We start from the raw sequence: 23,107 nt of genomic DNA on the forward strand, positions 1-23,107 counted from the left end.
TTCAGGCAGGCGGCCAGTTCCGCAGCGCGGCGTCGGCCACCCGCTGGAGGTCCTCGCGCGCCGCGCCACCCGCCGCCTGCACGGCTATGCCGTTCGCGATCGTCATGACGTACCGGGCGATCAGGTCCGGATCGACGTCGGCGGGCAGGTCACCGTCCTCGACGGCCCGCTGGAACCGGTCGCGCAGGCGCACGTGGCCCCCGGCGCGCCACTCGGCCAGGATGTCGCGCGCGATCCGTCCGGTCTCGCCGGCGGCCAGCGCGCCCTGGACGCCGAGGCAGCCGGCCGGGCATTCGGGGCGGGTGTTGGACCGGACCGCGCCGTTGAGGAACGTCGCCGCCACCTCGCGAGCGGTGCCCGCCCGCAGAGCTTCGGCGACGTAGGTGATCGCGCCCTCCTCGTAGCGCCGCAACGCCTTGCGGAAGAGCTCCTCCTTGTTGCCGAAGGCCGCGTACATGCTCTTGCGGGAGATGCCCATCCGCTCGGTCAGGTCGGCGAGGCTCGCACCCTCGTAGCCCTGTTCCCAGAAGACCAGCATCGCCTTCTCGAGCGCCTCGTCGGCGTCGAAGGCCCGCGGCCGACCCATCTGCGCCCTCTCCACCACCACATCCTACCCATTCCGCACCGATCGATGCAGAAGTGCTACGGTCGACTTCAGCACCGATCGGTGCGGAACTGTCGTGGAGGTCAGGAATGCGCAGGCTGGAAGGCAAGACCGCTCTCGTCACCGGAGGCGGCACGCGGGGCATCGGCAGGGCGACCGCCGCGCGGCTGGTGGCGGAGGGCGCGCACGTGTTCATCACCGGCCGTCGCAAGACCGAGCTGGACGAGGCGGTCGAGGTCATCGGCGCGAACGTGACGGCGGTCCCGGCCGACATCACGAACCCGGACGACCTGGATCGGCTCTACGAAAGGGTTTCCGCGCACGGCAAGGGGCTGGACGTGCTGTTCGCCAACGCGGCCACCGCCTCGTTCGCGACCATCGCGACGATCACCGAGCAGGACCTCGACCAGGTCTTCGACGTCAACGTCAAGGGCACCATGTTCACGGTGCAGAAAGCACTTCCGCTGCTGAACGAGGGCGCCTCGGTGATCATCAACGCCTCGACCGCCGCCGACCGGGGTACCGCGGGGTTCGGTGCCTACGCGGCGTCCAAGGCGGCCCTGCGGACGTTCACGCGGGTCTGGGCGAACGAGCTCAAGGACCGCGGCATCCGCGTGAACGCCGTCTCGCCGGGACCGACCGACACCTCCGGGATCACCGAGCTCGTCGGCGAGGAGAACTCGGTGGCCTTCAAGGCGAACGAGGCGGCGCGGATCGCCATCCAGCGGATGGGACACGTCGACGAGGTCGCTGCCGCGGTGGCGTTCCTGGCCTCCTCGGACAGCAGCTTCATGCTCGGCGCCAACGTGTATGTCGACGGCGGTGAGAACCAGATCTGACCCTCGCCTGCCGGGCGGCCTCGGATGCGACGTCCCGCACCCGAGGCCGCCCGGTGCCGTGCAGGCGCGGCCGGTGGCCTCCTGGCAGCGACCGGTGCTACACGAACACCGGCTCCAGCCTCTCCAGCCGGGGAAGCCGGACCCCGAGCCGCCGGGCGTCGGCCAGCACGTCCCTGGGGTAGACACCGGCCGACTCACGGGTCATGTGGCCCGTGCGGTCCAGCTCCTCCATCAGGAAGCTGAACATGTTCTTCCCACTGAGGAACTTCTGCAGGACGAAGCTCAACAGTCCGACCGGAACACGCGACACCAGAGCCGCGCCCAGTCGCGGAGTTCCGCCCTTGGCCTTCAACAGCGGGATCATCTCCCGGATCAGCAGAACGGACTCCGCGAGGGCGGCTCGTGACCGCACGAGGCCTGCCTGCCCACCGGCCGCCAGCGCCTGCGTCATGAGCCCGGCGTCCATGATGAAGTGGAACCAGAGCCAGCTGCGGAAGTCACGGACCTGCGACACCGAGAAACCCGCGCCCGCGAAGAGCCGGCGCACCGCCTGGTACCGCGCGCCGCGGTTCGAGCTGTCGCAGAACCCCAGGAAGACCGTCTTCACGACGCCGCCGGTGAGGGTCGACCCGGTGAACCCTCCGCCACCACCGGGAAATCCCCAGACGACCTGGTCGGCGGGCAGGGCGGAGACCACCGCCGCGGGATCGGCCCACACGTTGCCGAACATCAGCAAGGTGGCCTTGCCGACGCGGGTGCTCAGGAACTCGACGGCGTCGTCCAGCTGGTCGTGGTTGACGCTCAGGACGATCAGGTCGTAGTCGTGCCCGGCGTCGAGGTCCTCGCGCATGGTGATCGGCCACCGCTGCTCGACCGCGGCACCGCGCCCGGTCCGCCCGTCCCGGATCCGCAGGTCGATCTCGGGAGCGTGCTGGGCCGCCCTGCCCGGCCGGACGTAGAACTCCACCCGGTGCCCGGCCTTCTCGAACGCCCATCCGTAGAGCGCCGCGATCGTGCCGCGCCCGAACATCAGTACTTTCATCGGTTCCTCCAGAACCGGACTACCAGGTGACCGGAAGAGCGGACACGCCGTAAACAGAACTGAAAACACGGAACTCGACCTGGTCGTCGGACACGGCCGGCGAAAGCGCGGGAAAACGCCGGAGCAACGCGGGAAAGGCGACGCGCATTTCGAGCCGGGCCAGCGGCGCGCCGAGGCAGTGGTGTATGCCGTGGCCGAACCCGAGGTGCCCGACCTCGCCGCGGCTGATGTCGAGCTCGCCGGGGTCGGCGATGAACCCGGGATCGCGGTTGGCGCTGGGCAGTGCCACCAGAACGAGGTCGCCCGCCTGGATCTTCACCCCGGCCACCTGCACGTCGGTGGTGGCGACGCGGTGCACACCGGTGTGGACGATCGAGAGCCACCGCATGAGCTCCTCGACCGCCGGCTCCACGGCGGCGGGATCGTCGCGAACCGCGGCGAGCTGGCCGGGGTGGCGCAGCAGCGCCAGGGTGCCCAGGGAGATCATGTTGGCGGTGGTCTCGTGGCCCGCGACGAGGAGCAGGAACGCGATCCCGGCCAGTTCGGCGGTGGTCAGCTGGTCCCCGTGCTCGCGCACGAGCATCCCGAGCAGGTCGTCGCCCGGATCCGCCCTGACCCGGACCGTGAGCTCGGTGAGGTACGCCTGCAGCTCGTGCACGGCCGCGACGCGTTCGTGCTCGGGCCGGGAGAGGTCCATCTGCCGGGCGCTGCGCTCCTGGAACTCACCACGCTCGTCCCACGGCACGCCGAGGAGCTCGCAGATCACCAGCGACGGCACCGGCAGCGCGAAGTCGGCGACGAGGTCGGCCGGCGGCCCTTTCGCCTCCATCGCGTCGAGGTGGTCCGCGACGATCTGCTCGACGCGCGGGGCCAGGCGCCGCATCCGCCGGTGGGTGAACTGACCGGTGAGCATCCGGCGCAGGCGATGGTGCTCCGGCGGATCGGTGAGGAGCAGGTTGCCCGCGGTGGCGTCGGCACCGAGCCCCGGCGGCACGGTCGCGTTGCTGAACCGGGTGGAGTCGGCCAGCACGGCCTTGACGTCCGCGTGGCGGGTCACGAGCCACGCCGGGCCCCCGAACGGCTGGGAGATCCGCGCGACGCCCTCGTGGTCGCGCAGTGCGAACAGCTCCGGTACCGGGTCCAGCCCGGCCCGCCGCATGGGCAACGGGACGTCCACCATCGGCGAACCGGCACGTGTTTCGGCCACGACAGATCTCCTCGGGAATTGTTCGGTGGCGACGACTGACTTCTGCCACCAACGTAACCCGCTAAGTGGAAAGCCGTGTCCGATTCCCCGGAAGTGAGATCGATACCGTCAGCACCGACTCAGTTCACCTTGCGAACTCAACTGGAAATTCATTTCCACTTCGGGTTCACTGGAGATATGGCCGAACCGACTGACCTGCGGGCCGACGCCGCACGCAACCGGACGCGGATCGTCGAGGCGGCGCGCGACCTCTTCCGCACGCGCGGCATCGACGTCCCCATGAGCACGATCGCCCGGCGCGCGGGAGTCGGCGTGGCGACGCTGTTCCGGCGTTTCCCGAGCCGCGAGGCCCTGGTGACCGAGGTGTTCGCCGAGCAGATCGAGCATTGCGAGGCCCTGCTGGAGGAGGCCGTCGAGGATCCGGACCCGTGGAACGGCTTCCGCCGGCTGATCGAGTTCACGTGCACCGAGCAGCTCGAGGACCGAGGCTTCACCGAGGCATTCCTGGCGTCGTTCGCCGGCGAGACCTGCTACCGGCAGCGAGCCGAGAACGCCGAGAACGCCTTCGACAGGCTCGTGCGCCGCGCGAAGGAGAGCGGCCGGCTGCGGCAGGACTTCGCGGTCAGCGACCTCGTCATGATCCTCCTCGCGAACGGCGGCCTGCGCGACGCGCCGCCGGAACACGCCCACGACCTCTCCCGCCGGCTGGTCGCCTACCTCCTCCACTCCTTCGGCACCAACGACGGCCTGCCGGAGGTCGACCCCCTGCCCCCGGCAAGTCCGCTGGGCCTGCACCAGCACGCGCAGAGCCGAGTCGGTCACCTCATCTCCACGCCCGGTAGTCGTCGTGCGGCAGCGGGTGGTCCACCGGGACGACACGGGAGTTGAGCGCGGTCAGGCAACCGGGGCAGAGCAGCTGCCGGAACACGATCTCCGCGTCGACGTACTCCGACGGGTCGTGCCAGATGTGCGGTCCGGCCTCGGTCGGCGCCGTGTCGCGACGAGGCGGTACTTGAACTCGTCCACCTCGGCCAGGGCGATCTCGTCCGTGCCGGCTTTGGCGTGGGTGACACCGACACCCAGCGTCCGCCACAGCAGATCGGTCCACGCGTCGACATCGGTGACGTTGAGGCCGACATAGCCAAGCTTCCGGATACCCACAGTGAGCCAGCCTCCGTTGCACGTCGTGCATGTAACGCTCACTATACGAGGCAGCGGTGATCTCAAGGTCGGGCTCCCGGCCGGGCCGACGGTTCGCGTCGGCCCGGCCGCCGGCCTCAGGCGACGGTCGCGTCGACGGTCACCGGGATGTTGCCGCGCGTCGCGTTGGAGTACGGGCACATCGCATGGGCGGCCTCGACGAGCTCGTCGGCCGTCGCCTGGTCCACACCGGACAGTTCGACGTGCAGCGCGGCACTCAAGCCGAACCCGCCCTCGGGCGTGGGAAGCACCTGCACCTCCGCGACGACCGCGGAGTCGGTGACCTGGGTCTTCCGCTGCGCCGCGACGGCCTTGAGCGCCGAGTGGAAGCACGACGCCCAGCCCGCCGCGAACAGCTGCTCCGGGTTGGTCGCGCCGCCGGGACCGCCCATCTCCTTCGGGATCGCCAGGTTGATGTCGAGGAGGCCGTCGTCGGACCTCGCCTGACCTCCGGCCCTGCCGTCCCCGGTGGAGGTGGCGATGCCGGTGTACAGAGGTGCACTCATGGCGGGATTCCTTTCCTGACCGCGACGCGTCGCGATACCGAACGTTCTACCTCTTGCCATCCTGGCGTCTCACCGCCCGGCAGTCAAGACCGAACGTTCTACCCTGCCCGCAGGCCGTGCATGAGCAGGATGGCTCGCGGCACCGCGGCCACCGCACCCGCGGGGCACTCCCCCGACGCCGAGTCGTCACTCGGGCTCGACGAGGCTCCCCACCCGCCCCGGCCTCGCACAGACCCGCGCGCGGCCCGACCGGCTGACCTCGGCTCTACTCGAACAACGGGAGTCCACAAAGGACTTGCATGCACCCACCCGCCGACCGGTCAGCGGGCTGGCTCGGCGTCGGCCACGTGGTCGAACCCCAGCTTCCGGTTGAACCAGGCCGTCAGCGCGGCGACACGGCGGCGCGGCAGCGGCCGGGCCGCCCACGTCTGGGCGCGGTTGAACCACCGGCCCGGGTAGGAGGTGTGCCGTCCCTTCTCGAAATCGTCGAGCGTCCGCGCGGCGACCGCCTCGGGCGAGTCGGCCGCGCTCGGCATCGTCGCGGTGGTGCCGTCGAAGAACCCGGTCGCGACGGCACCGGGGTGGACGGCCATCACCCGTACCCCGGTGCCGGCCAGCTCCTCGGCCAGCGCTTCGCTGAACGACAGGACGAACGCCTTCGTCGCCGCGTAGACGGCCTGGTAGGGCATCGGCTGGAAGGCAGCCGTCGAGGAGACGTTGATGATCCCGCCCCGTCCCGCGGCGCGCATCCGGCCGCCGAGGACGTGGGTCAGCGTCATCAGGCCGGTGACGTTCAGGTCCACACTGGCCAACTGGGCGTCGAACGGCCGGTCGAGGAACGGCCCGACCGAGCCGGCGCCCGCGTTGTTGAGCAGCAGGTCGACGTCGACACCCCGACGCCGCAGCTCATCGTCGACGTGACGCGGTCCGTCGCGGTCCGCGAGATCCGCGGCGATCACCTCCACCCGCACGCCGTGCGCCTCCCGGAGCTGGTCCGCCAGCCGTTGCAGCGCCTCGGCCGACCGCGCCACCAGCACCAGATCCGCACCTCGGCGAGCGAGCTCGTGGGCGTAGGCCGCGCCCAGTCCCTTCGACGCACCGGTCACCAGCGCGGTACTTCCCGCGAACGCCGTCATGATCTCTCCATTTGCTTCAAGTCTTGAAGTAGTTGGCCGAGCGTAACAGCTTCAAGACTTGAAGCAAATCGGTAGACTGGCTCCATGCACGACGAGGAGCTGGACCGGGCCGTTCGCCTCAACCACGAGATCTTCATGCGCACCAGCGACCGGGTCGTGGAGGTCCTCGCCGAGCACGGACTCACGCACGCGACCGCGCAGGTCCTCTGGGCACTCGACCCCGAGCAGCCACCGCCGTCGATGAAGGCGCTGGCGGAACAACTGTTCTGCAACGCGTCGAACCTGACGTTCATGGCGGGCCAGCTCACCGACCGCGGCCTCGTCGAGCGCACCGTCGACCCGGCTGACCGGCGGTCCCGCGTGCTGGTCCTGACCGACGACGGCGCTCGCGTTCGCGCGGCGGTGTTGCGGGCGACGCTCGACCTCAGCCCGTTCGCCCGCCTGGACCGCGATCAGCTCGCGACGCTCCTGCCTCTGCTCGAGGCCGCGCTCGATCGCCGGTGACGCCCTCAGGCGGTCAGGACTCGATTCCGGCGGCCCGCAGCCACACCACCCGGCAGGTCTCGGTCGCCTGGTCGAGCGCCTCGGGAGAAACAGCTGAGGCGTGGTAGAAGGTCCGCTCGATCATCCAGCACAAGGCGCGAGCGAGCGCCCGCGCGCCGTCGGGGCCCTCGTGGTCCGCGACACCGGCGCGCACCAGGATCGCCGTGATGGCGTCGATGAAGATCTCCGCGGTCTCCGTCCACAAAGCACTCAGCTCGGGAATGGCGGAGGACTGGTCGATCGCGACGCGCATGATCAGACCGTGCTCGTGCCAGCGGTCGCGGGTGCGCCGCATGGCCGTCGCGATCGCCTCCGCGGGCGCGGCCGGGTCGTCCGCGGCCGCGCGCGACTTCTCGCGGAGTGCTTCCACCGTCCTCGCGAAGAGCGCGACCAGCGCCTCCTGCTTGGAGCTGAAGTAGAAGTACATCGACCCGCGGGAGAGCCCGGCGCGTTCGGCGATGTCGTTGGTCGTGAGCGCGTCGAAACTCTTGACCGCCAACAGGTCGCTGAGGACATCGAGGATCTTCAGCTCGCGCAGGTCTCCTTTGGACGGCGCGGCGGAGCGCCGGCGACCAGCTTTTGCCGGCTCAGGCATCGCCTGTCCACCTCCCCTTCCGTCGGCACCTCGGCGCCCAGGATCGCATGTGATCGTTCGCGACGGACCGGCGGTCAGTTCGCCGCGATCTGGTGGCCGTCCGGGAAGTCGGTGGAGCGCGAAAGCTCTTCCCACCTCTCGATGTCCGCGGTCACCGCGGCCCTGCCGTTCCCCACGAGCCTCAACGCGTCCGAGCCGAGCAGGAGGTGCACCGGCGGTTCGTCCGCCTCGACCACCTGGAGCACGGCCTCGGCGGCCTTGGCCGGATCGCCCAGCTGCCTGCCGCTCGCGGCCTGGCGGGCCGCGCGGATCGGGTCGAAGAGCTCGTCGTAGTCCGGGATCGACCGCTCGCTGCGGACCATCGAGCCGCCCGCCCAGGACGTCCGGAACGATCCGGGCTCGATGATGGTCACCCGCACCCCGAGTCCCCTGACCTCCTTGGACAGGGCTTCGAGCATGCCGACCACCGCGTACTTGCTGCCGCAGTAGTAAGAAAGCCCTGGCACGCTCATCAGCCCGCCCATCGAGCTGACGGCGAGGATGTGCCCGGAACGCCGCTTCCGCATGCCCGGCAGCACCGCGTGGACGGTGGCCGCCACGCCGAACACGTTGGCGTCGAACTGCGCGCGCAGCTCGGCCATCGACGACTCCTCGAAGACACCCTCGTGGCCGTAACCGGCGTTCGCGATGAGCACGTCGATCGGGCCGACACCGCGCTCGACCTCGCCGATCACGGCGAACACCGCTTCGTCGTCGGTCACGTCGAGCTGCCGGCCGTGGGCTCGTCCGGGCGCCAGCGCCTCGAACTCCTCCAGGTCCGCGGCCTTGCGCACGGTGCCCACGACGGTGTGACCGGCCGCCAGCGCGCCCTGCGCGAAGGCGCGGCCGAGGCCACTGCTGACCCCGGTGATCAGGAACGTTCGCTTCGTCATGACCTGAACTCTACACAGTGTCGACTAAATTCGACACTGTGTAGATTCGAGGGCTGGATCACGCTGCGCGCACCTCGGCGCTCCGCCTGAGCCGGACCGTCCGGACCACGCACCAGCCGAGGAACGCCAGCGCCAGCCACAAGTAGGCGTTTCCGACCAGGTGCTGCCACCACGTCCACGCCAGTTCGCGGTCACCGGCCGTCGGGAGCAGCCAGTGCGGGCCGACGGCGAACACCGCGGCGACCGCGATCCGCACCCGTCCGTGCAGCAGCACCAGAGCCGGCGCGACCCACACCCAGTGGTGCGACCAGGACACCGGTGAGATCAGCAAGCCCGCGGCGGCGACCGCGATCACCGCCGTCAGGTCGTCGCGCAGCCGCGGCAGCACCAGAACGGTCACCGCCACCACGGCCAACGCCGAAACCAGCCACACGGACTCAGGTACGCCGAGCCGGAAGAGCAGCCCGCGCAACGACTGGTTGGCGCTGTAGGCGAGACCGCCGACCCGGTGCGGGTCGAGCATCGCGTGGAACCAGAACTGCTGCGACTGGCCCGGCGCGAGCACCCAGCCGATCAGACCGCACGCCGCGAACGCCGCCACGGCGGTCAGCGCGGGCCGCCACTGCTTGCGGGACAGGAAGAACAGCACGAAGATCGCCGGAGTCAGCTTGATCGCGGCGGCGAGCCCGACGAGCAGGCCGCGCGGCCACGGGGTGCGCGGCAGCAGGCAGTCGAGCGCGACCAGGCCGATCAGGATCATGTTGATCTGGCCGAGGCCCAGGCCGCCGCGCAGCGGTTCGAGCAGCAGGCACACCGCGGCCAGCCCGAATGCGGCCTCCGGGTGCGGAACAGCCACGCGGCAGGCCGCGGTGAAGAGCGCGATGCCGGCCGCGGTGAACACCACGGCGGCCACCGGCAGCGGCAGCGGACTGAACCCGCTGAACAGCATCGCCGCGAACGGCGGGTAGGTGAACGGCAAACCGTTGGGACCGTTGAAGTCCGAGGTGTACAGGTCAGTCCCGGACTGCCACGCCGCGCCGCCCGTGAGGTAGACCCGCAGGTCCAGCACGCCGGAACCGAAGCTCTGCACGAAAACCCAGACAACGCCGCCGGCCGCGACCACCGCCCACCCGCGCCGGAGGCCGACGCGGGTCAGGAGAGCGTTCACCGCGCCACCACCCGGCGACGCCGTTCCAGCACCAAGACACCCGCCGCGAGAGCCGCCGCCACCACGGCTCCCGCGCTGTTGTTGAAGAAGTCTTGCGTCTCACACAGCCCGCGGCGGGTGAGCGGCTGCACGATCTCGATCACCGCGCTCAACGCCACCGCCGACGCCGCCACCGCGAGCGGGCGGTGCGTCGCCAGCACCGCGCAGAACACCAGCGGCACGAACAGCAGGGCGTTCAACAGCTCCGCCGAGCCCCGCAACGAGAAACCGTTGAGCTGACAGAACTCCTGGCCCGCCCAGTCCGGCAGCGTGCGCGAGAACGTCACCCCCAGCACGACACCCAGCGAGATGCCCGCCAGCACCGACGGAACCGGCCTCCACCGGTACCTCCTGGCCGCGAACCACGCGCCCGCGCCCAGCACGACCGCCCCGGCCACCACTCCGGCCGCGATGAGCGGGTTCGCGAGCGCGTGGGCGATCGCCTCGAGTGCCCACCACACCTGATCCAACACAGGTCAAAACCCTTCGTCCACACCGAAATCCGATGTGGACGAGCCTGCCGCCGAACGGGGTGCGGCCGGATCGGCCCGAGGGCCGCAAGATCATGGCCGTTGGGTCAGCCGAGCCGCGGGAACTGGCCAGGTGACCATGGTCAACCGGCCACCACGTGCGCGCGGAACGCCCACGCGACGATTTCCACGCGGTTGCGCGCGCCCACCTTCGCCTGCACCGAGGCGAGATAAGCCTTGATCGACGACACCGACACCGTCAACGCGGCCGCGATCTCGTTGTTGCTCAACCCCTGTGCGACGAGCCGCACGACGTCCAGCTCGCGCGGGTTCAGCACGTCGGCGCCGGCGTTCGCGACCGGCGCCACCGACCGCCGCAGTACCCGCAGAACCACCTGCGGTGACACGAGAACATCGCCGCGCGCCGCCGACCTGACCGCTTCGACCAGCAGCCCGGGACTCGCGTCCTTGGTCAGGAAACCGCATGCGCCGAGGTCCAGCGCCTTGTTCAGCACCTCGTCGGTGTCGAACGTCGTGACCACCACGACACGGGTGTGCGGCGCGAGTTGCCGCGTCACCTCCAGGCCGTCCAGGCCCGGCATCCGCACGTCGACCAGGCACACCTGCGGCTGCAGCTCACGAGCCCGCTGGACCGCGCTGAGCCCGTCCGCGACGTCCGCGACCACGCTGACGTCGGGCTGCGCCTCAAGGATCAGCCGGAAACCCGCCCGGACCATGTCCTGGTCCTCGGCGATGAGCACGGAGATCACGAGCGCACCTCCAGCGGCAGCTCCGCCGTCACCAGCCAGCCCTCCCCCGTCGCGCCGGCGAAGAACCGCCCGCCCAGCTCCTGCACCCGTTCCCGCATGCCCACCAGTCCGAACCCACCCGAATGCGACGGCCGCGTCGTGCCGTTGTCCACAACGGACAGCAGAACAGCGGCCGCGGTCAGCCGCACGTCGACCTCCACGCTCGTCACGTCACGCGCGTGCTTGCGGGCGTTGGTCAACGCCTCCTGCACCAGCCGCAGCACCGACCGTCCCAGCTCCGGCCGCACGGTCGCGGGCAGCTCGACGCTCATGCGCACCGGGAGACCGGACTTCTCCACCAGCCGGTGCAGATCAGCCGTGAGATCGGTGGTCGCGGCCGCGGCACCGTTGTCCCGCAACGTCCTGACCATCGCCCGCATCGCCCCCAGCGCGTCCGTCCCACCGTCCACTATGCCCGGTAGCATCTCGCACGCCCTGCCCTTGTCCTGCTCCGCCACCACCAGCGCGGCCTGCGCCTGCACCAGCATGCCCGTCACGTGGTGCGCCACCACATCGTGCAGCTCACGGGCCATGTCGAGACGCTCGTCGCGCCGCGCCCGTTCGTCCGCGGCAGCCGCCAGCAGTGCACGTGACCGGTCCCTCATCCGCAGCATCACACCGGCGCACACCGCGATGACCCCGCCGAGCAGGACGAGCTGGACGCCGTAGTCGGAGAGGTCGCTGACCCGACGGACGACGGCGGCGTTCAGGCTCACCAGCATCAGCGCCGCGACGCACGCCACGGCGGCGACCGGCCTCGCCTTCCAGGCGACCCGGACGAGCAGCACGGCGAGCGCCACCGCCTCGGCCGCGGTCAGGGGCGCGTGGTCCAAGCCGGTCCCCGTCACCCCGATGCCGTCCATCAGAAACGCCCGCGTGAAGCCGACGTTCAGCCCGGTGGCGACGAAGACCGAGGCGCCCCCGACGAGGGTCGCGAGCACGAGGTGGCGGCCGAACGCCGCCGCCGCGCCGGCGACCGCGATCAGCGCCAGGATGCCGATCTCCCTGCCACCGGGTGGCCATGCGGCCGGGACCTGGGCGAGGAGGGTCGCGGTGACCAGCGTCGCGACCAGCAGCCCGTTGCGAAGTTCCGACACGGTCGCGATCGTACGAGCCGGAGTGAGCGGCCTGCCTCGACCGTCCAGCCGAGGCGACTGGCCATCTGGTCAGCCGGCGAGCGCCGTGCCGGGGTTCGCCACCGCGAGATACTCGCGGGCTTTCCCTCGGCCGAAGGCCGGCGGGGCACCTAGACGAAGTTCGTCCGGAACCGGAGCAGGCCTTCGACCCCGGCGAGGAACGTCTTCCCCACCTCGGTCGAGTCGGTCAGGCACCCCTCCGCCATCGCCCCGTCCCGGAGCATGACGAAGTGCCGGCCGGCGGACTCGGCCGACGTCTCCTCGGTCTGGGCGAACAGGTCGGTGATGGTACGCAGGAACCACTCGCGGTGGTCGAGGACGGCCCTGAGGACGGGGTGCGCGCGGTCCGGGTACTCCGCCGCGGCGTTGAGGAAGGCGCACCCGCGGAAGCCGGGCGACTCGATCCCGGCGGCGATGGACTGGGCGATGGCCCGCAGCGCCCCGTCCGCCGGCAGGCCGCTGCCGGTGGCCTTCTCGACCAGGTCACGCTCCAGCTGGGCGACCGACTGGAGGTACGCGACGACGAGCTCGTCCTTGCTCGCGAAGTGCCGGTACAGCGTCGCGCGGGTCACCTTCGCCTCCGCGACGATCCGGTCGATCCCGACGGAGTGCAGACCCTCCGCGTAGAAGATCCGGGTGGCCGTGGCGAGCAAGCGCTGACGCGCTTCGGAGACCTGACCTCGAGCGTTGTGCACCATTACGACAACGGTAACAGATAGAACGGTCAGTACTTGGGAGTGTTCGGCCCGCTGCCGGCGCGCGCCGTCGGGGGTCAGGTCGCGGTCAGTCGGTATTCCGGCCAGACCTGAACATTTCCGAATCAATTCGTCGAACGGCGTTTCGTCGCGTCTTCCGAAACGTCTCGCGACGCTTATTCAGATGCGTTCTTGCCAGGGACGGTCACGCTCCCGCGTAGCCACGCTGCTGCGCCAGACCGCGGACCAGCGACAGGAAGGAACCGACCTCTGAGCTGTAGGTGATCTCATCGAAGCTGTTCGACACCGCGAGGCCGTCGGTCAGCGCCCGCCCGAGCACGGCCAGCTGCTCCACCAGCGCCTTGTCCGCCTTGCGGCCGCCCGGCGCGAAGATCGGCGTCAACGCGCTCACCCAGGACGCGTGGGCGTTGTCCCGGATACGCCGCACGGTCGCCTGAACCGCCTCGGCTTCCTTCTGCGGGCCGACGGCGACGGCGACCAGGAGCCGGAGGTAGTCCGGCCGATCGTCCAATGACTTGCAGGCCGCGGAGAACCAGGCCTCCAGGCGCTCGAGCGGCGCCAGGTCGTCGAACGCGGAAGGGCTGGGAAACAGGGCGTGCAGCTCCTCGAACGTGCGCTCGAGGAGGGCCGCGAGGACACCGAGCTTGTTGCCGAAGTGGTAGTAGATCGAGCTCGCCGGGAGCCCGGACTGCGCGCACAGGTCAGAGACGGCCATTCCGTCGTAGCCCTTTTCGCCGATGAGAGTACGAGCCGCGTTCAAAATGACGTCGCGACTGCTCAGGCCGGCGGCAGTCGGCGCGGAGCCGGATTCCCTCACCATGAGATCATAATAGGTGCGCGTTGTCGTTGATCTGTCAACCGGCGGCCTCGCTGTCGGGCACCGCGCCCGTTCGCATCGTCCAGGACGGGCTCCCTGGGACGAAGCCGTGACCGCGGCGTCGTCCACTGTGGAGGAACCCTCGAACCCGACTCAGCGCTAGCCGCGGGATCCCGCCGAGTGTAGAGTGAGCGTTACATACACACGATGGGACCACACAGTGACGAGCACAGTGGATGTCGGAGACGCGGAGCTGGCCTACACCGAGGTCGGTTCGGGCCACCCGGTCGTGTGGTTGCACGGCTCGGGACCGGGCGCCACGGGGATGAGCAACTTCGGCGGGAACCTGCCGGCGTTCGGCGACTACCGGAACATCGTGGTCGACCTGCCCGGCTGGGGAAGCTCCCCGCGCCCCGGGAACGACGAGCCGCTGATCTTCCACGCGGCGGACCGGGTCGTCCGTGCGATGAAGGCCCTCGGGATCGAGCGAGCCCACCTGGTCGGCAACTCCTACGGCGGCGCCGTCGCGATGCGGATCGCGATGCGGTACCCCGAGGTCGTGGACCGGCTCGTCCTCATGGCGCCCGGTGGCGTCCTGCCGCCGGACGCGCCGCCGTGGCCCGTCGGGCTCGAACACCTCTTCGGTTACATGGCAGCCGAAAAGCCGTCACGGGACGCGATGGCTCAGTTCGTCCGCCTCATGGTCTTCGACGAGGCCCTGGCCACCGAGCAGCTCATCGACGAACGGTACGAGTCGAGCCTGCGGGCCCACCCCGAGCTGCCGATCCCGCCGAACTTCGGCGACCTGACGCCGGACCTCCGTCTCATCACCGCCCCGACCCTGCTCGTCTGGGGACGGGACGACCAGACCGTCCCGCTGAGCTGGGCACCCAGGATCCTGCACGGCATCGCGAACGCGGAGCTCCGCGTGCTGCCCAACTGCCGCCACTGGGTGCAGTACGAGCGCGCGCCGGAGTTCAACCACATCGTCCGCGAGTTCCTGCAGGGTGGCGCCGCTTCGGTGGAGTGACACAGCCCAGTTCACCGTCTCCCGCGGGTCACCACACCTAGCCGTTCCGGTCCGTCGTGCACGGGCCGGATGTGTTCCACGGCGCCGAGTCGCTGTCGCGGAACGGCGGGTGCGGTCAGCTCGTGGTTGAGGATCGCGTGCTCCAGCCCGCGCAGCTCGGGCTGGGCTCCAGACCGAGCCTCTCGATCAGGTCGGCCCGCGTGCGCCGGTACAAGCCGAGCGCGTCGGCCTGCCGGCCCCGAGTGGTAGAGCGCCTGCATGAGCTGCCCGCACAGCCTCTCCCGCAACGGTTCGCGCGCTCCACCGCGGTCTCCAGCTCGCCGACCACCTCGCGGTAGCGGCCCAGCCGGATCAGACGGACTGCCACGACCATCACCTGAGACGTCATCGTCAGCCATGTCGGGCAGGAATTTCACAGCCGCTCAACACGGGAACAGGCAGGCGCGACAACAGCTGACCACTCGAACAAAACCCGCACAGTTCGCAACTGGTCATAGACGGCAGTGGCCCGCGCTCGATGCGAGCTTCGAGGCTCCACCCTAGTTTGCAGAGAGGATGACGGCACGAGCTGGGTTCTCCGAAGCGGCGAAGAAGAGCACTGATCGCGGCGCCGCAACGGTAGGTGGGTCTAGCGTCACCCGGAGCATGAACTTGGTCCTCTCATGAGCGTATTACGCCTGGGATCGACTACGCCTGTGAATTGGTGCCGGGCGGCGCGAGGCATCATGGAGCGTGGCCGGGTATGACCGTTCACGTTGGCGAGGTCGGTTGATGCCGTGGCGCCTGGTCCCAGCTGATGCGGCTGGGCCGAGCGGGTCGGAGTCATGTCTGGACCACGACGCCAGGGTCCGGTGCGACTCCGGTAACGGAGGCCGTGACCTGCCAGAGGTCGCGCGCGAGCACCGGATCCTGCGCCGTTGCCGAGCGGCGTGCGGGCCCGGCCGGACCGCGCATCTCGAAGGGCCCGGTCGGGCCCAGGTAGCTGCCGCCGGGTACCAGCGCGGTGGCGGCGAGCAGCTGCGGTTCGATTCCGATGGCGACCGGTTGGGAGATCAATCGGTCCGGAAGCACGAGCAGGCGGGCTTTCCACGTGTTCCGGCGGGCGAGGGCGTTGTTCAGCAGCTCCGATGTCGTCAAGCCAGGGTGAGCGGCGATCGACAGCACCGGGTCGCCGGCGAGTCGCAACCGTCGGTCGAGCTCTGCGGCGAACAGCAGGTTCGCCAGCTTCGAGGCTCCGTAGGCGCGCGTTGGCGAGTAGCGCCGGCGCTCCCAGTGGAGATCGGTGAGATCGAGCCCGCCGCTGCGGTGTCTCAGGCTGGACGTCGTCACCACCCGGGAGGGCTGTTCCGGGTTTCCCGCTGCCCGCAGCGCCGGCATCAGCAGCCAGGTCAGCGCGGCTGGGCCCAGATGATTGGTCCCGATCTGCAGTTCGAAGCTGTCGCGCGTCTGTTCGCGCGGTCCCAGCGACACCGCGGCGTTGTTGACGAGCACGTCGACCCGATCGCCGGTGCGGTCCCGGATGTCCGCGGCGGCGGCGTGTACCGAGGCGAGGTCGGCCAGGTCGAGCATGACGGCTTCAGCCGAACCTCGACCCCTGATCCGTGCCCGCACCTGTTCGACAGCCGCAGCTCCACGCTCGGCGTCACGGACGGTCATCAGGACACGGGCGCCGGCCGCTGCAAATTCACCGGAAAGAGCAAGGCCGAGACCAGAGGTCGTCCCGGTGACGACAATGCTGCGACCCGTGAGATCGGGGAGGACCCTCTGCGATGACGCCATGGGCCATGTCTCCTGTTCGAATGGGATTGCCAAGTGGGTGACCGGTGCGCTGGCGCGCGCCGGGCTGGCCATGGCGGCAGGACGCCGTTCCCGCGGTCCGCCGAGTCACTCGGCGAGGGAGGCTCCGGCGCCAGGAAGAGATGGCACGACAAGGAGCGGGCCAGGAAGGCCGCTAGAGGGCCAGAGCACTCTGGAAGATGCCGAAGTTCCCGGTCATCCAGAGAGCCGACAGCTTGACCCCGGTGATCCGCCAGCCGTGTGAGGTCCGCTCGAAGCGGTTCGTGTAGTACCCGTGCACGATCTGGTCGCTGTCACCGGTGCTGTTCGGGAGGTGGTGCGCGGCCCGGATGTACGCCACGCAGGTGGCTTGATCATCGCCGTCGAAGGTGATGACGATGTTCGTGATCATGTGTTGCGTTGCCTTGAACGACTCCATCCTCGGCGCGGTGCTCTGCACCCAGTCGTCGGCTTCATGCGAACGACGGGCTGATCGAAGCCTTCACTGAAGTCGACTTCGACTTCCTCGGCGAAACAACTGCGGAACAGCTCCCAGTCGCGGGAGTCGGTTCCGGTGGCGTAACGAAGCTGGACGTCGGTGATCTCGGCGCGGTCGAGCAGGCGACGCAGGCGGACGTCATCAACGGAACCTCATATGACTGTGTCATGTGAATCACTGTCCCCACTTCACATGACGTTGTCAACTAAGCTGCCCGCATGACACGAACCGAGAGCGCTGCGGCCACCCGGCGGGCTCTTGTTCGCGCTGCCTCCGAGCTGCTCGACGAGGGAGGGCCTGGCGCTGTGACTCTCCGCGCCGTGGGGGCTCGAGCCAGCGTCTCGCGCGGCGCGCCGTACGGGCATTTCGAGAACAAGGAGCACCTGCTGACGGAGCTCGCGATCAACGCGTGGAACTCGCTGGCGGACGAGGTCGAGCAGTTCCGCACAGACGTCGACTCTGCTGCGGAGACGCGGCTTGAGCTGGCCGTTCTCGCGTTCATCGGGATGGCCCGACGGCGGCCGCATCGATATGCGCTGATGTTCAGCACTTCGGCGGACACAGGGGCTGCGGCCGAGGCTGCAGATCGCCTCGAAGGGGAGTTCCTCAACCTCATCGCGGACGTAGTGGGTGAGTCTGACGCAGTCCGTTGGTGCGCCTTGCTGATGTCCAGCGCGCACGGTATCGCGGGGATGGAACTTAGCGGTCATCTGCCGAAGGACAAGTGGAAGGTCAGCGTCGAACAACTCGTGCGCATGCTGATCGATGCGATCCGTCCGGCCCGGCGTCCGTGAGGCCGATCCATCTGACTGAGGTCAGCCTGCCGGACTGATCGTCGAGGTCCGGCGAGTCGTTTCAGCGGAGCCGACTGGGGACACCGGCCCGATCCACAACGACGACTCACCGGCTTGAGGTAGGCGTCACGAGCAGGTGGACCACTTGGCGGGCCAAGATCCCCGACGCCCCCTCCTCGACGAGCCAGGTCTCGTGTGGCGAAGGTCGTGGAAGTGCATCTCCTGATCAAGCGGTGCCCAACCCTGGCGCTCGTTGCACGCCAAGGCGGGCAACACCACGCTGCCGGAGGTTGGATCGCCGCAGCAACGCACCCCGTGCTCCGGGGACACGCCCCGCGCGCGGTTGCGCCGTTAGCTCCCGACGAGGGTCGCCGAGTGCCTTGCTGTGCGAGCCGCGAGCACGACCCCCGCACCTCGTGCGGCTAGTGAAGAGGCCGGTGACGCTTGTCGCGGGTGTAGATGATCGCCGACTTGCCGTCGCCACGACTGCGCCGTTCCAGCTCGAACAGCGTGGTCGCGGTGATCAGGTCGCTGAGCTTGGCATAGCCGTAGTTGCGGGAGTCGAAGTCCGGGCGCTGCTTGGTGATGATGCTGCCCACCGACGCCAGAGGTGCCCACCCGTCGTCGTCGGATGCCGCCTCGACCGCGTTGCGCAACTGGTTCACCATGGCGGCGTCCGCCTTGAGCTGTTCGGCGGCCGCCTCGGCCTTCGGCCTGGGTGCGGCATCCGACGGCGTGGTCGCGTTCGTGAGGTTCTCGGTGTAGATGAACTTGTCGCAGGCGGCGACGAACGGCTGGGGCGTCTTGCGTTCGCCGAACCCGTAGACGGTGAGGCCGGACTCGCGGAGCCGTGCCGCGAGCCGGGTGAAGTCGCTGTCGCTGGAGACGATGCAGAAGCCGTCGAAGCGCCCGGAGTACAGCAGGTCCATCGCATCGATGACCATCGCCGCGTCGGTGGCGTTCTTGCCGGTCGTGTAGGCGAACTGCTGGATGGGCTGGATCGACTGGGCGAGCAGGTGGTCCTTCCAGCCCTTCAGGCTCGAGCCGGTCCAGTCGCCGTAGGCCCGTTTGACGTGCGCGGTGCCGTACTTGGCGACTTCGGCCAGCAGTCCCTCGGTGATCGACGGTCGCGCGTTGTCCGCATCGATCAGCACCGCGAGCCTCGCGGTGTTCTCGCCTGCCATGGTTCGGGCTCCTTCGCCGGTCGTCCGGTCCCACTGGAAATCCACTGCGGACAGACTGCGCGATGCACGACGCCTGTCAAACCGGAAACCGCCGGAAACCCGCGAGTGGAGGGCACCGCATGCTGATCACGACGAGGGTCTCAGACCTGGCCGATCCCGCCGTCGACGGGGAGGTCGATGCCGCTCACGAAGCTCGAGTCCGCGGAGGCGAGGAACAGCGCGGCGGTGGCGATCTCGTGCTCGGCGCCGAGGCGGCCGACGGGCACCAGTGAGGCGATCTGCTCCTTGAAGCCCGGCGGGAGGTCCGCGAACGCCGGGGTGTCGATCGCGGCGGGGCTGAGGACGTTGACCCGGATCCCGCGGTCCTTCAGGTCGGTGGTCCAGGTGCGGGCGAACGACCGCAATGCCGCCTTGCTCGCGGCGTAGACCGTCGTCCCCCGATCGCCCTTCTCCGCCGCGCCCGAGCCGATGAGCACGATCGAGGCACCGTCGGACAGCAACGGCAGAAGCTTCTGCACGGTGAAGAACGTCCCGCGCACGTTCACCCCGAACACGGCGTCGAACGACTGCTCGGTCACGTCGCCGATCGGTTCGTTCCACGTCCAGGCCCCGGCGCTCGCGACGAGCACGTCGACCCTGCCCAGTTCGGCGGCCACGACATCGGCCAGGCGGACCACGTCGGCGATCTCACCGACGTCGCCCACGACACCGGTCACGTCGTGGCCGATGGCGGCCACCGCCGCGTCCAGCCGGTCCTGGCGCCGGCCGGTGATGACCACGTGCGCTCCCTCTCGCACGAACAGCTTCGCCGTCGCCAACGCCAGTCCGGACGTCGCGCCGGTGATGACCGCGACCTTCCCCTCGAGCTTCGCCACGTCACTCCCCAACTCACGAAAATGAGGGTGTTCTCATCTTCCCTCCGTGCCGACAGTAGCGAAGGTGAGGGCACCCTCGAAGTTGAGGTATGTCACATCTTGTACGGTGGACCCATGCCGACCAGGGACAACGCACCGCCGGCCCGCCGGGACGCGCGGCGCAACCGCGAGCGGCTGCTCGAGTGCGCCCGGCGTGCGTTCGCCGACCGAGGCGCGGACGCCGCCCTCGACGGCATCGCCCGGGACGCCGGCCTGGTGGTCGGCACCCTCTACCGGCACTTCCCCACCCGCCTCGACCTGCTGTGCGCCGTTCTGGAACCGAAGCTGCGCCGCGTGGCCCGCGAGGTGGAGGCCGCGACCGGCCTGGCCGACCCGTGGGAGGGCCTCCGCACGCTGCTCGAGGTCCTGGGCACGGCCCAGGCCGGGGATCGGGCGTTCGGAGACTTCCTGGCGCGGCGGTTCCCCGGCGACGAGCGCACCGAAGCCGTGCACGACGAGATCTGCGCGCTCTCCCAAGGGGTTCTCGAGCAGGCACAGGCGGCCGGCGTCGTACGTCCCGACGTCACCGGCGCCGATCTCTTCCTGGTGTTGTGGGCGAGCGCCCGGATCGCGGAGGTCACGCGACATGTTTCGCCGTCGCTGTGGCGGCGGCACGTGCACCTCGCGCTCGACGGCTTCCGGGCGTCGGACCGGCTCGACCTCGAAGGGACCGCGTGGGACGCGCACCAGCTCTTCCAGGCGGTGGCCGGTCAGGGAGAGCGCTGACCCGCTACCTGCCCTGCCGGTTCGCGTGCAGCGCGCCGAGGAGCTGGAGTCGTTCGGCGTCCACGGTGCCGGGTTCGGCGGTGTAGACCATCAGCACGGGCCCCGGACTGCCGGGCAACGGGTAGGTGGCCCAGTCGAGCGTCATCTCACCGGTCTCCGGACGGTGGAACACCTTCGTGCCCTGCACCGGCGCGTGCACGTCGTACTGGTCCCAGAGCCGGCGGAAGTCCGCGCTGCGGATGCTCAGCTCGCCGACGATCGCCGTGCCGCGCGGGTGTGACGGATCCGCCGCGACCGTCGCCCGCAGCATGCTGATGTACTGCACCGCGAAGCTTTCCCAGTGGGCACAACGTGATCGCACGTCCGGGTTCATGAACAGCGTGACCAGCAGATTGCGTTCCGTGGGCCGGATGACGGCCGAGTGACCGAGCAGGGCCTCCGCGAGCGGGTTCCACGCGAGCACGTCGAGATGTCTGCTCAGGACGAACCCCGGCGTGTTCATGGTGTACAGCAGGTGCTTCGTGGCGGCCGGCACCTCCTCCTGGTCGTCCCGCGCTTCAGGGGTGCGTCTGCGCACCGCGTCGGCGAGGGCGAACAGGTGCCGGCGTTCCTCCTCGTCGAGGTGCAGCGCGGAGGCGAGCGCGTCGAGCAGGTCGTCCGAGGGCCGCACCTCCCTGCCCTGTTCCATCCGCTGGTAGTAGTCGGTGCTCAGGCCGGCCAGGAGCGCGAGCTCCTCGCGGCGCAGACCGGGGACCTTGCGCCTGCCGCCCGGCTCCAGCCCGACGTCCTGCGGGCGCAACCGGCTCCGCCGCGCGCGCAGGAACGTGCCGAGCTCACGTGCGTGCAGGTGCCTGCTTCCCATGTGGACAGTGTGCCCGCACGACGCGACCCGAAGGTAGGACTGGGATTCCCAGGGAAGCGAGTACGACCGAGGTCCGGGACGGCCTCCCTAGATTCGGCTTCGAACACCGAACCGACCTTCCGGGAGCACCGCCGTGAACAGCGCGACCCGTCGAGCGCCGAGTGCTCCCCAGTTCCACGCGGCGACCGCCCCCGATGTGCGGCGGCCAGTTCTTCGGCCCGTCGGGTCGGGGGCACGTCGCCGAGGTCCGGCCCAGCAGCCGACCGGTGTCATCCACCTCTGAAACGAAGGAGTCCAATGCCCATCCGCCTGCGGAGGTCCTCGCGGCTGGCGCTCGTGGCGGCGGTCGTCGCCACGACGCTCACCACGGTGACCGTCGTTCCCGCCACCGCCACCACCCCGACAGCCCCGGCGGCAGCACAGGTCGTGCCGCCGGACGACGATCCCTTCTACGACGTACCACCACGCCTGGACTCGAAGCGCGACGGCACGGTGCTGCGCTTCCGGCTCCTGCCCGCCGACGCGCTGGCGGTCCCGGCACAGGCCCACGTCTGGCAGTTGCTCTACAAAACCCGTGACAACGCGGGAAAGCCCACCGCCACGGTCGGCACGCTGCTGGTGCCGAAGGCTCGCTGGACGGGCCAGGGAGAACGTCCACTGCTGTCGTACCAGACGCCGGAGGACGGCCTGGCCACCACGTGCGCGCCGTCCTACCTGCTGCGCGCGGGATCGGTGACCTTCGATCCGGCCTCCGAGGGCCAGGCCCAGTTCGACCGGGGGCAGGTCGCGAACGCGGTGGCGCGCGGCTGGACCGTGATGGTGCCCGACTACGAGGGGCCTGGATCGCAGTTCCTCGGCACGTCCGCGGCCGCCCACGGTGTGCTCGACGGCATCCGTGCGGCCCGGTCCTTCTGGCCGGCGCGCGTGCACCACAAGGCGCCTGTCGGGATGTGGGGCTACTCCGGTGGCGGCCTCGCCACCGCCTCGGCCGCACAGATGCAGTCCCGGTACGCCCCCGAGCTCGAGATCAGCGCGATCGTCGAGGGCGGTGTTCCCGCCGACGTGAACGCGGCCTTCGCCGCCATCAGCGGACAGGTGTTCTCCGGCTGGATTCCCTTCGGGCTCGCGGCACTGCGCAACGCCAACCCGCGGGCCGACGTCTACCGGTACGTCAACGACGCCGGGCGGACCGCTGCGGACAAGGTCGCGCACGGGTGCGCGGGCGCGGCGATCGTGGCCGGCCCCCACTTCGCGAAGATGGAGCAGTTCGAGGCATGGCCGGGCTCGCTCACCTCGGGTGCCTTCCGCGACCTCGTGCACGACCTCAGCCCGGTCGGCATGGGCGGCACCCCGACCGCGCCCGTGCTCATGTACCACGGCACCGCCGACGAGCTCCTGCCCGTCTCGGCGGCGCGGGAACTGGCTGCGCAGTACCGCGCACGCGGCGCCGACATCGTGATGGTCGAGCACGAAGGTGAGACCCACGGCAGCGACCAGACCGTCGGCGTCGCGGGGGCTGTCATGTTCCTGGAGCAACGCTTCTCGGAGACCGGTCAGCGCTGA

At 69.8% G+C, this 23,107-nt stretch carries 25 protein-coding genes and 1 pseudogene; 7 read left to right on the forward strand and 19 right to left on the reverse strand.

The window, feature by feature from the left end; genetic code table 11:
- Position 1 precedes the first annotated feature (1 nt).
- On the reverse strand, positions 2-601 hold the full coding sequence (locus ACRSBM_RS21800) for a TetR/AcrR family transcriptional regulator (protein WP_434445477.1): 600 nt from the start codon (positions 599-601) through the stop codon (positions 2-4).
- A gap of 92 nt (positions 602-693) precedes the next feature.
- Between ACRSBM_RS21800 and ACRSBM_RS21805 the strand changes: the two genes are divergently transcribed.
- Positions 694-1,443, forward strand: coding sequence for an SDR family NAD(P)-dependent oxidoreductase (locus tag ACRSBM_RS21805; RefSeq protein ID WP_434445478.1), 750 nt, complete (start codon positions 694-696; stop codon positions 1,441-1,443).
- Between the two features lie 97 nt (positions 1,444-1,540).
- Here ACRSBM_RS21805 and ACRSBM_RS21810 read toward each other — a convergent pair whose 3' ends face one another.
- Both ACRSBM_RS21810 and ACRSBM_RS21815 read right to left on the reverse strand, forming a co-directional pair.
- Entirely contained in the window at positions 1,541-2,485 is a 945-nt protein-coding gene (locus tag ACRSBM_RS21810) for a ketopantoate reductase family protein (protein ID WP_434445479.1), read from the reverse strand.
- A gap of 19 nt (positions 2,486-2,504) precedes the next feature.
- A complete protein-coding gene (locus tag ACRSBM_RS21815) occupies positions 2,505-3,692 on the reverse strand; it encodes a cytochrome P450 (RefSeq protein WP_434445480.1) in 1,188 nt (395 codons plus the stop codon).
- Positions 3,693-3,869: 177 nt separating this feature from the next.
- Here ACRSBM_RS21815 and ACRSBM_RS21820 point away from each other — a divergent pair, with 177 nt between their 5' ends.
- Positions 3,870-4,580 carry a TetR/AcrR family transcriptional regulator gene (locus tag ACRSBM_RS21820; protein ID WP_434445481.1) on the forward strand — a complete coding sequence of 237 codons (711 nt, stop codon included), beginning with the start codon at positions 3,870-3,872 and terminating at the stop codon, positions 4,578-4,580.
- A gap of 389 nt (positions 4,581-4,969) precedes the next feature.
- On the opposite strand, the gene ACRSBM_RS21825 is transcribed toward ACRSBM_RS21820, so the two are convergent.
- Positions 4,970-5,398: an organic hydroperoxide resistance protein gene (locus ACRSBM_RS21825; protein WP_434445482.1), complete on the reverse strand. Its 429-nt coding sequence runs from the start codon at positions 5,396-5,398 to the stop codon at positions 4,970-4,972.
- Positions 5,399-5,718: 320 nt separating this feature from the next.
- Positions 5,719-6,534, reverse strand: a complete 816-nt coding sequence (locus ACRSBM_RS21830) for an SDR family NAD(P)-dependent oxidoreductase (protein WP_434445483.1) — start codon at positions 6,532-6,534, stop codon at positions 5,719-5,721.
- An 84-nt stretch (positions 6,535-6,618) separates the two neighbouring features.
- Between ACRSBM_RS21830 and ACRSBM_RS21835 the strand changes: the two genes are divergently transcribed.
- Positions 6,619-7,038: a MarR family winged helix-turn-helix transcriptional regulator gene (locus ACRSBM_RS21835; protein WP_434445484.1), complete on the forward strand. Its 420-nt coding sequence runs from the start codon at positions 6,619-6,621 to the stop codon at positions 7,036-7,038.
- 13 nt (positions 7,039-7,051) lie between these two features.
- Here the strand turns inward: ACRSBM_RS21835 and ACRSBM_RS21840 are convergent, their stop codons facing one another.
- From ACRSBM_RS21840 to ACRSBM_RS21875, 8 genes are all read right to left on the reverse strand, one after another.
- Complete coding sequence (locus tag ACRSBM_RS21840; protein WP_434445485.1) at positions 7,052-7,672, reverse strand: TetR/AcrR family transcriptional regulator; 621 nt, start codon at positions 7,670-7,672, stop codon at positions 7,052-7,054.
- Between the two features lie 74 nt (positions 7,673-7,746).
- Complete coding sequence (locus ACRSBM_RS21845; protein ID WP_434445487.1) at positions 7,747-8,604, reverse strand: oxidoreductase; 858 nt, start codon at positions 8,602-8,604, stop codon at positions 7,747-7,749.
- Positions 8,605-8,662: 58 nt separating this feature from the next.
- A complete protein-coding gene (locus tag ACRSBM_RS21850) occupies positions 8,663-9,772 on the reverse strand; it encodes a glycosyltransferase 87 family protein (RefSeq protein ID WP_434445488.1) in 1,110 nt (369 codons plus the stop codon).
- Positions 9,769-10,284 carry a VanZ family protein gene (locus ACRSBM_RS21855; protein ID WP_434445489.1) on the reverse strand — a complete coding sequence of 172 codons (516 nt, stop codon included), beginning with the start codon at positions 10,282-10,284 and terminating at the stop codon, positions 9,769-9,771. The genes ACRSBM_RS21850 and ACRSBM_RS21855 overlap by 4 nt, the downstream gene beginning before the upstream one ends.
- A gap of 140 nt (positions 10,285-10,424) precedes the next feature.
- Positions 10,425-11,051, reverse strand: coding sequence for a response regulator transcription factor (locus ACRSBM_RS21860; RefSeq protein WP_434445490.1), 627 nt, complete (start codon positions 11,049-11,051; stop codon positions 10,425-10,427).
- On the reverse strand, positions 11,048-12,187 hold the full coding sequence (locus ACRSBM_RS21865; RefSeq protein ID WP_434445491.1) for a sensor histidine kinase: 1,140 nt from the start codon (positions 12,185-12,187) through the stop codon (positions 11,048-11,050). Before ACRSBM_RS21865 ends, ACRSBM_RS21860 begins: the two co-directional genes overlap by 4 nt.
- A 149-nt stretch (positions 12,188-12,336) precedes the next feature.
- On the reverse strand, positions 12,337-12,924 hold the full coding sequence (locus tag ACRSBM_RS21870; protein ID WP_434445492.1) for a TetR/AcrR family transcriptional regulator: 588 nt from the start codon (positions 12,922-12,924) through the stop codon (positions 12,337-12,339).
- 202 nt (positions 12,925-13,126) lie between these two features.
- A complete protein-coding gene (locus ACRSBM_RS21875) occupies positions 13,127-13,762 on the reverse strand; it encodes a TetR/AcrR family transcriptional regulator (protein WP_434445493.1) in 636 nt (211 codons plus the stop codon).
- A gap of 217 nt (positions 13,763-13,979) precedes the next feature.
- Here ACRSBM_RS21875 and ACRSBM_RS21880 point away from each other — a divergent pair, with 217 nt between their 5' ends.
- Positions 13,980-14,789 (forward strand): alpha/beta fold hydrolase, encoded by an 810-nt coding sequence (locus ACRSBM_RS21880; RefSeq protein WP_434445494.1) that lies wholly within the window; start codon positions 13,980-13,982, stop codon positions 14,787-14,789.
- A 115-nt stretch (positions 14,790-14,904) separates the two neighbouring features.
- Here the strand turns inward: ACRSBM_RS21880 and ACRSBM_RS21885 are convergent, their stop codons facing one another.
- The 3 genes and pseudogenes from ACRSBM_RS21885 to ACRSBM_RS21895 form a co-directional block, all read right to left on the reverse strand.
- Positions 14,905-15,156, reverse strand: a complete 252-nt coding sequence (locus tag ACRSBM_RS21885) for a BTAD domain-containing putative transcriptional regulator (protein WP_434445495.1) — start codon at positions 15,154-15,156, stop codon at positions 14,905-14,907.
- A gap of 455 nt (positions 15,157-15,611) precedes the next feature.
- The gene (locus ACRSBM_RS21890) at positions 15,612-16,568 is read right to left on the reverse strand and encodes an SDR family NAD(P)-dependent oxidoreductase (RefSeq protein ID WP_434445496.1); all 957 of its coding nucleotides are present in this window, start codon (positions 16,566-16,568) and stop codon (positions 15,612-15,614) included.
- A gap of 172 nt (positions 16,569-16,740) precedes the next feature.
- Positions 16,741-17,195 (reverse strand): annotated as a pseudogene (locus ACRSBM_RS21895) (nuclear transport factor 2 family protein).
- Positions 17,196-17,282: 87 nt separating this feature from the next.
- Between ACRSBM_RS21895 and ACRSBM_RS21900 the strand changes: the two are divergent.
- Positions 17,283-17,858, forward strand: a complete 576-nt coding sequence (locus tag ACRSBM_RS21900; RefSeq protein WP_434445497.1) for a TetR/AcrR family transcriptional regulator — start codon at positions 17,283-17,285, stop codon at positions 17,856-17,858.
- Between the two features lie 422 nt (positions 17,859-18,280).
- Here the strand turns inward: ACRSBM_RS21900 and ACRSBM_RS21905 are convergent, their stop codons facing one another.
- On the reverse strand, positions 18,281-19,042 hold the full coding sequence (locus ACRSBM_RS21905; protein ID WP_434445498.1) for an NYN domain-containing protein: 762 nt from the start codon (positions 19,040-19,042) through the stop codon (positions 18,281-18,283).
- A gap of 140 nt (positions 19,043-19,182) precedes the next feature.
- A complete protein-coding gene (locus tag ACRSBM_RS21910; protein WP_434445499.1) occupies positions 19,183-19,917 on the reverse strand; it encodes an SDR family oxidoreductase in 735 nt (244 codons plus the stop codon).
- Between the two features lie 114 nt (positions 19,918-20,031).
- Between ACRSBM_RS21910 and ACRSBM_RS21915 the strand changes: the two genes are divergently transcribed.
- Positions 20,032-20,682: a TetR/AcrR family transcriptional regulator gene (locus ACRSBM_RS21915; RefSeq protein WP_434445500.1), complete on the forward strand. Its 651-nt coding sequence runs from the start codon at positions 20,032-20,034 to the stop codon at positions 20,680-20,682.
- A 4-nt stretch (positions 20,683-20,686) separates the two neighbouring features.
- Here ACRSBM_RS21915 and ACRSBM_RS21920 read toward each other — a convergent pair whose 3' ends face one another.
- Entirely contained in the window at positions 20,687-21,544 is an 858-nt protein-coding gene (locus tag ACRSBM_RS21920; RefSeq protein WP_434445501.1) for a helix-turn-helix transcriptional regulator, read from the reverse strand.
- A 297-nt stretch (positions 21,545-21,841) separates the two neighbouring features.
- Here ACRSBM_RS21920 and ACRSBM_RS21925 point away from each other — a divergent pair, with 297 nt between their 5' ends.
- On the forward strand, positions 21,842-23,107 hold the full coding sequence (locus tag ACRSBM_RS21925) for a lipase family protein (RefSeq protein ID WP_434445502.1): 1,266 nt from the start codon (positions 21,842-21,844) through the stop codon (positions 23,105-23,107).

The sequence above is a fragment of the Lentzea xerophila genome, from assembly GCF_051094245.1.
GTDB classification, from domain to species: domain Bacteria; phylum Actinomycetota; class Actinomycetes; order Mycobacteriales; family Pseudonocardiaceae; genus Lentzea; species Lentzea xerophila.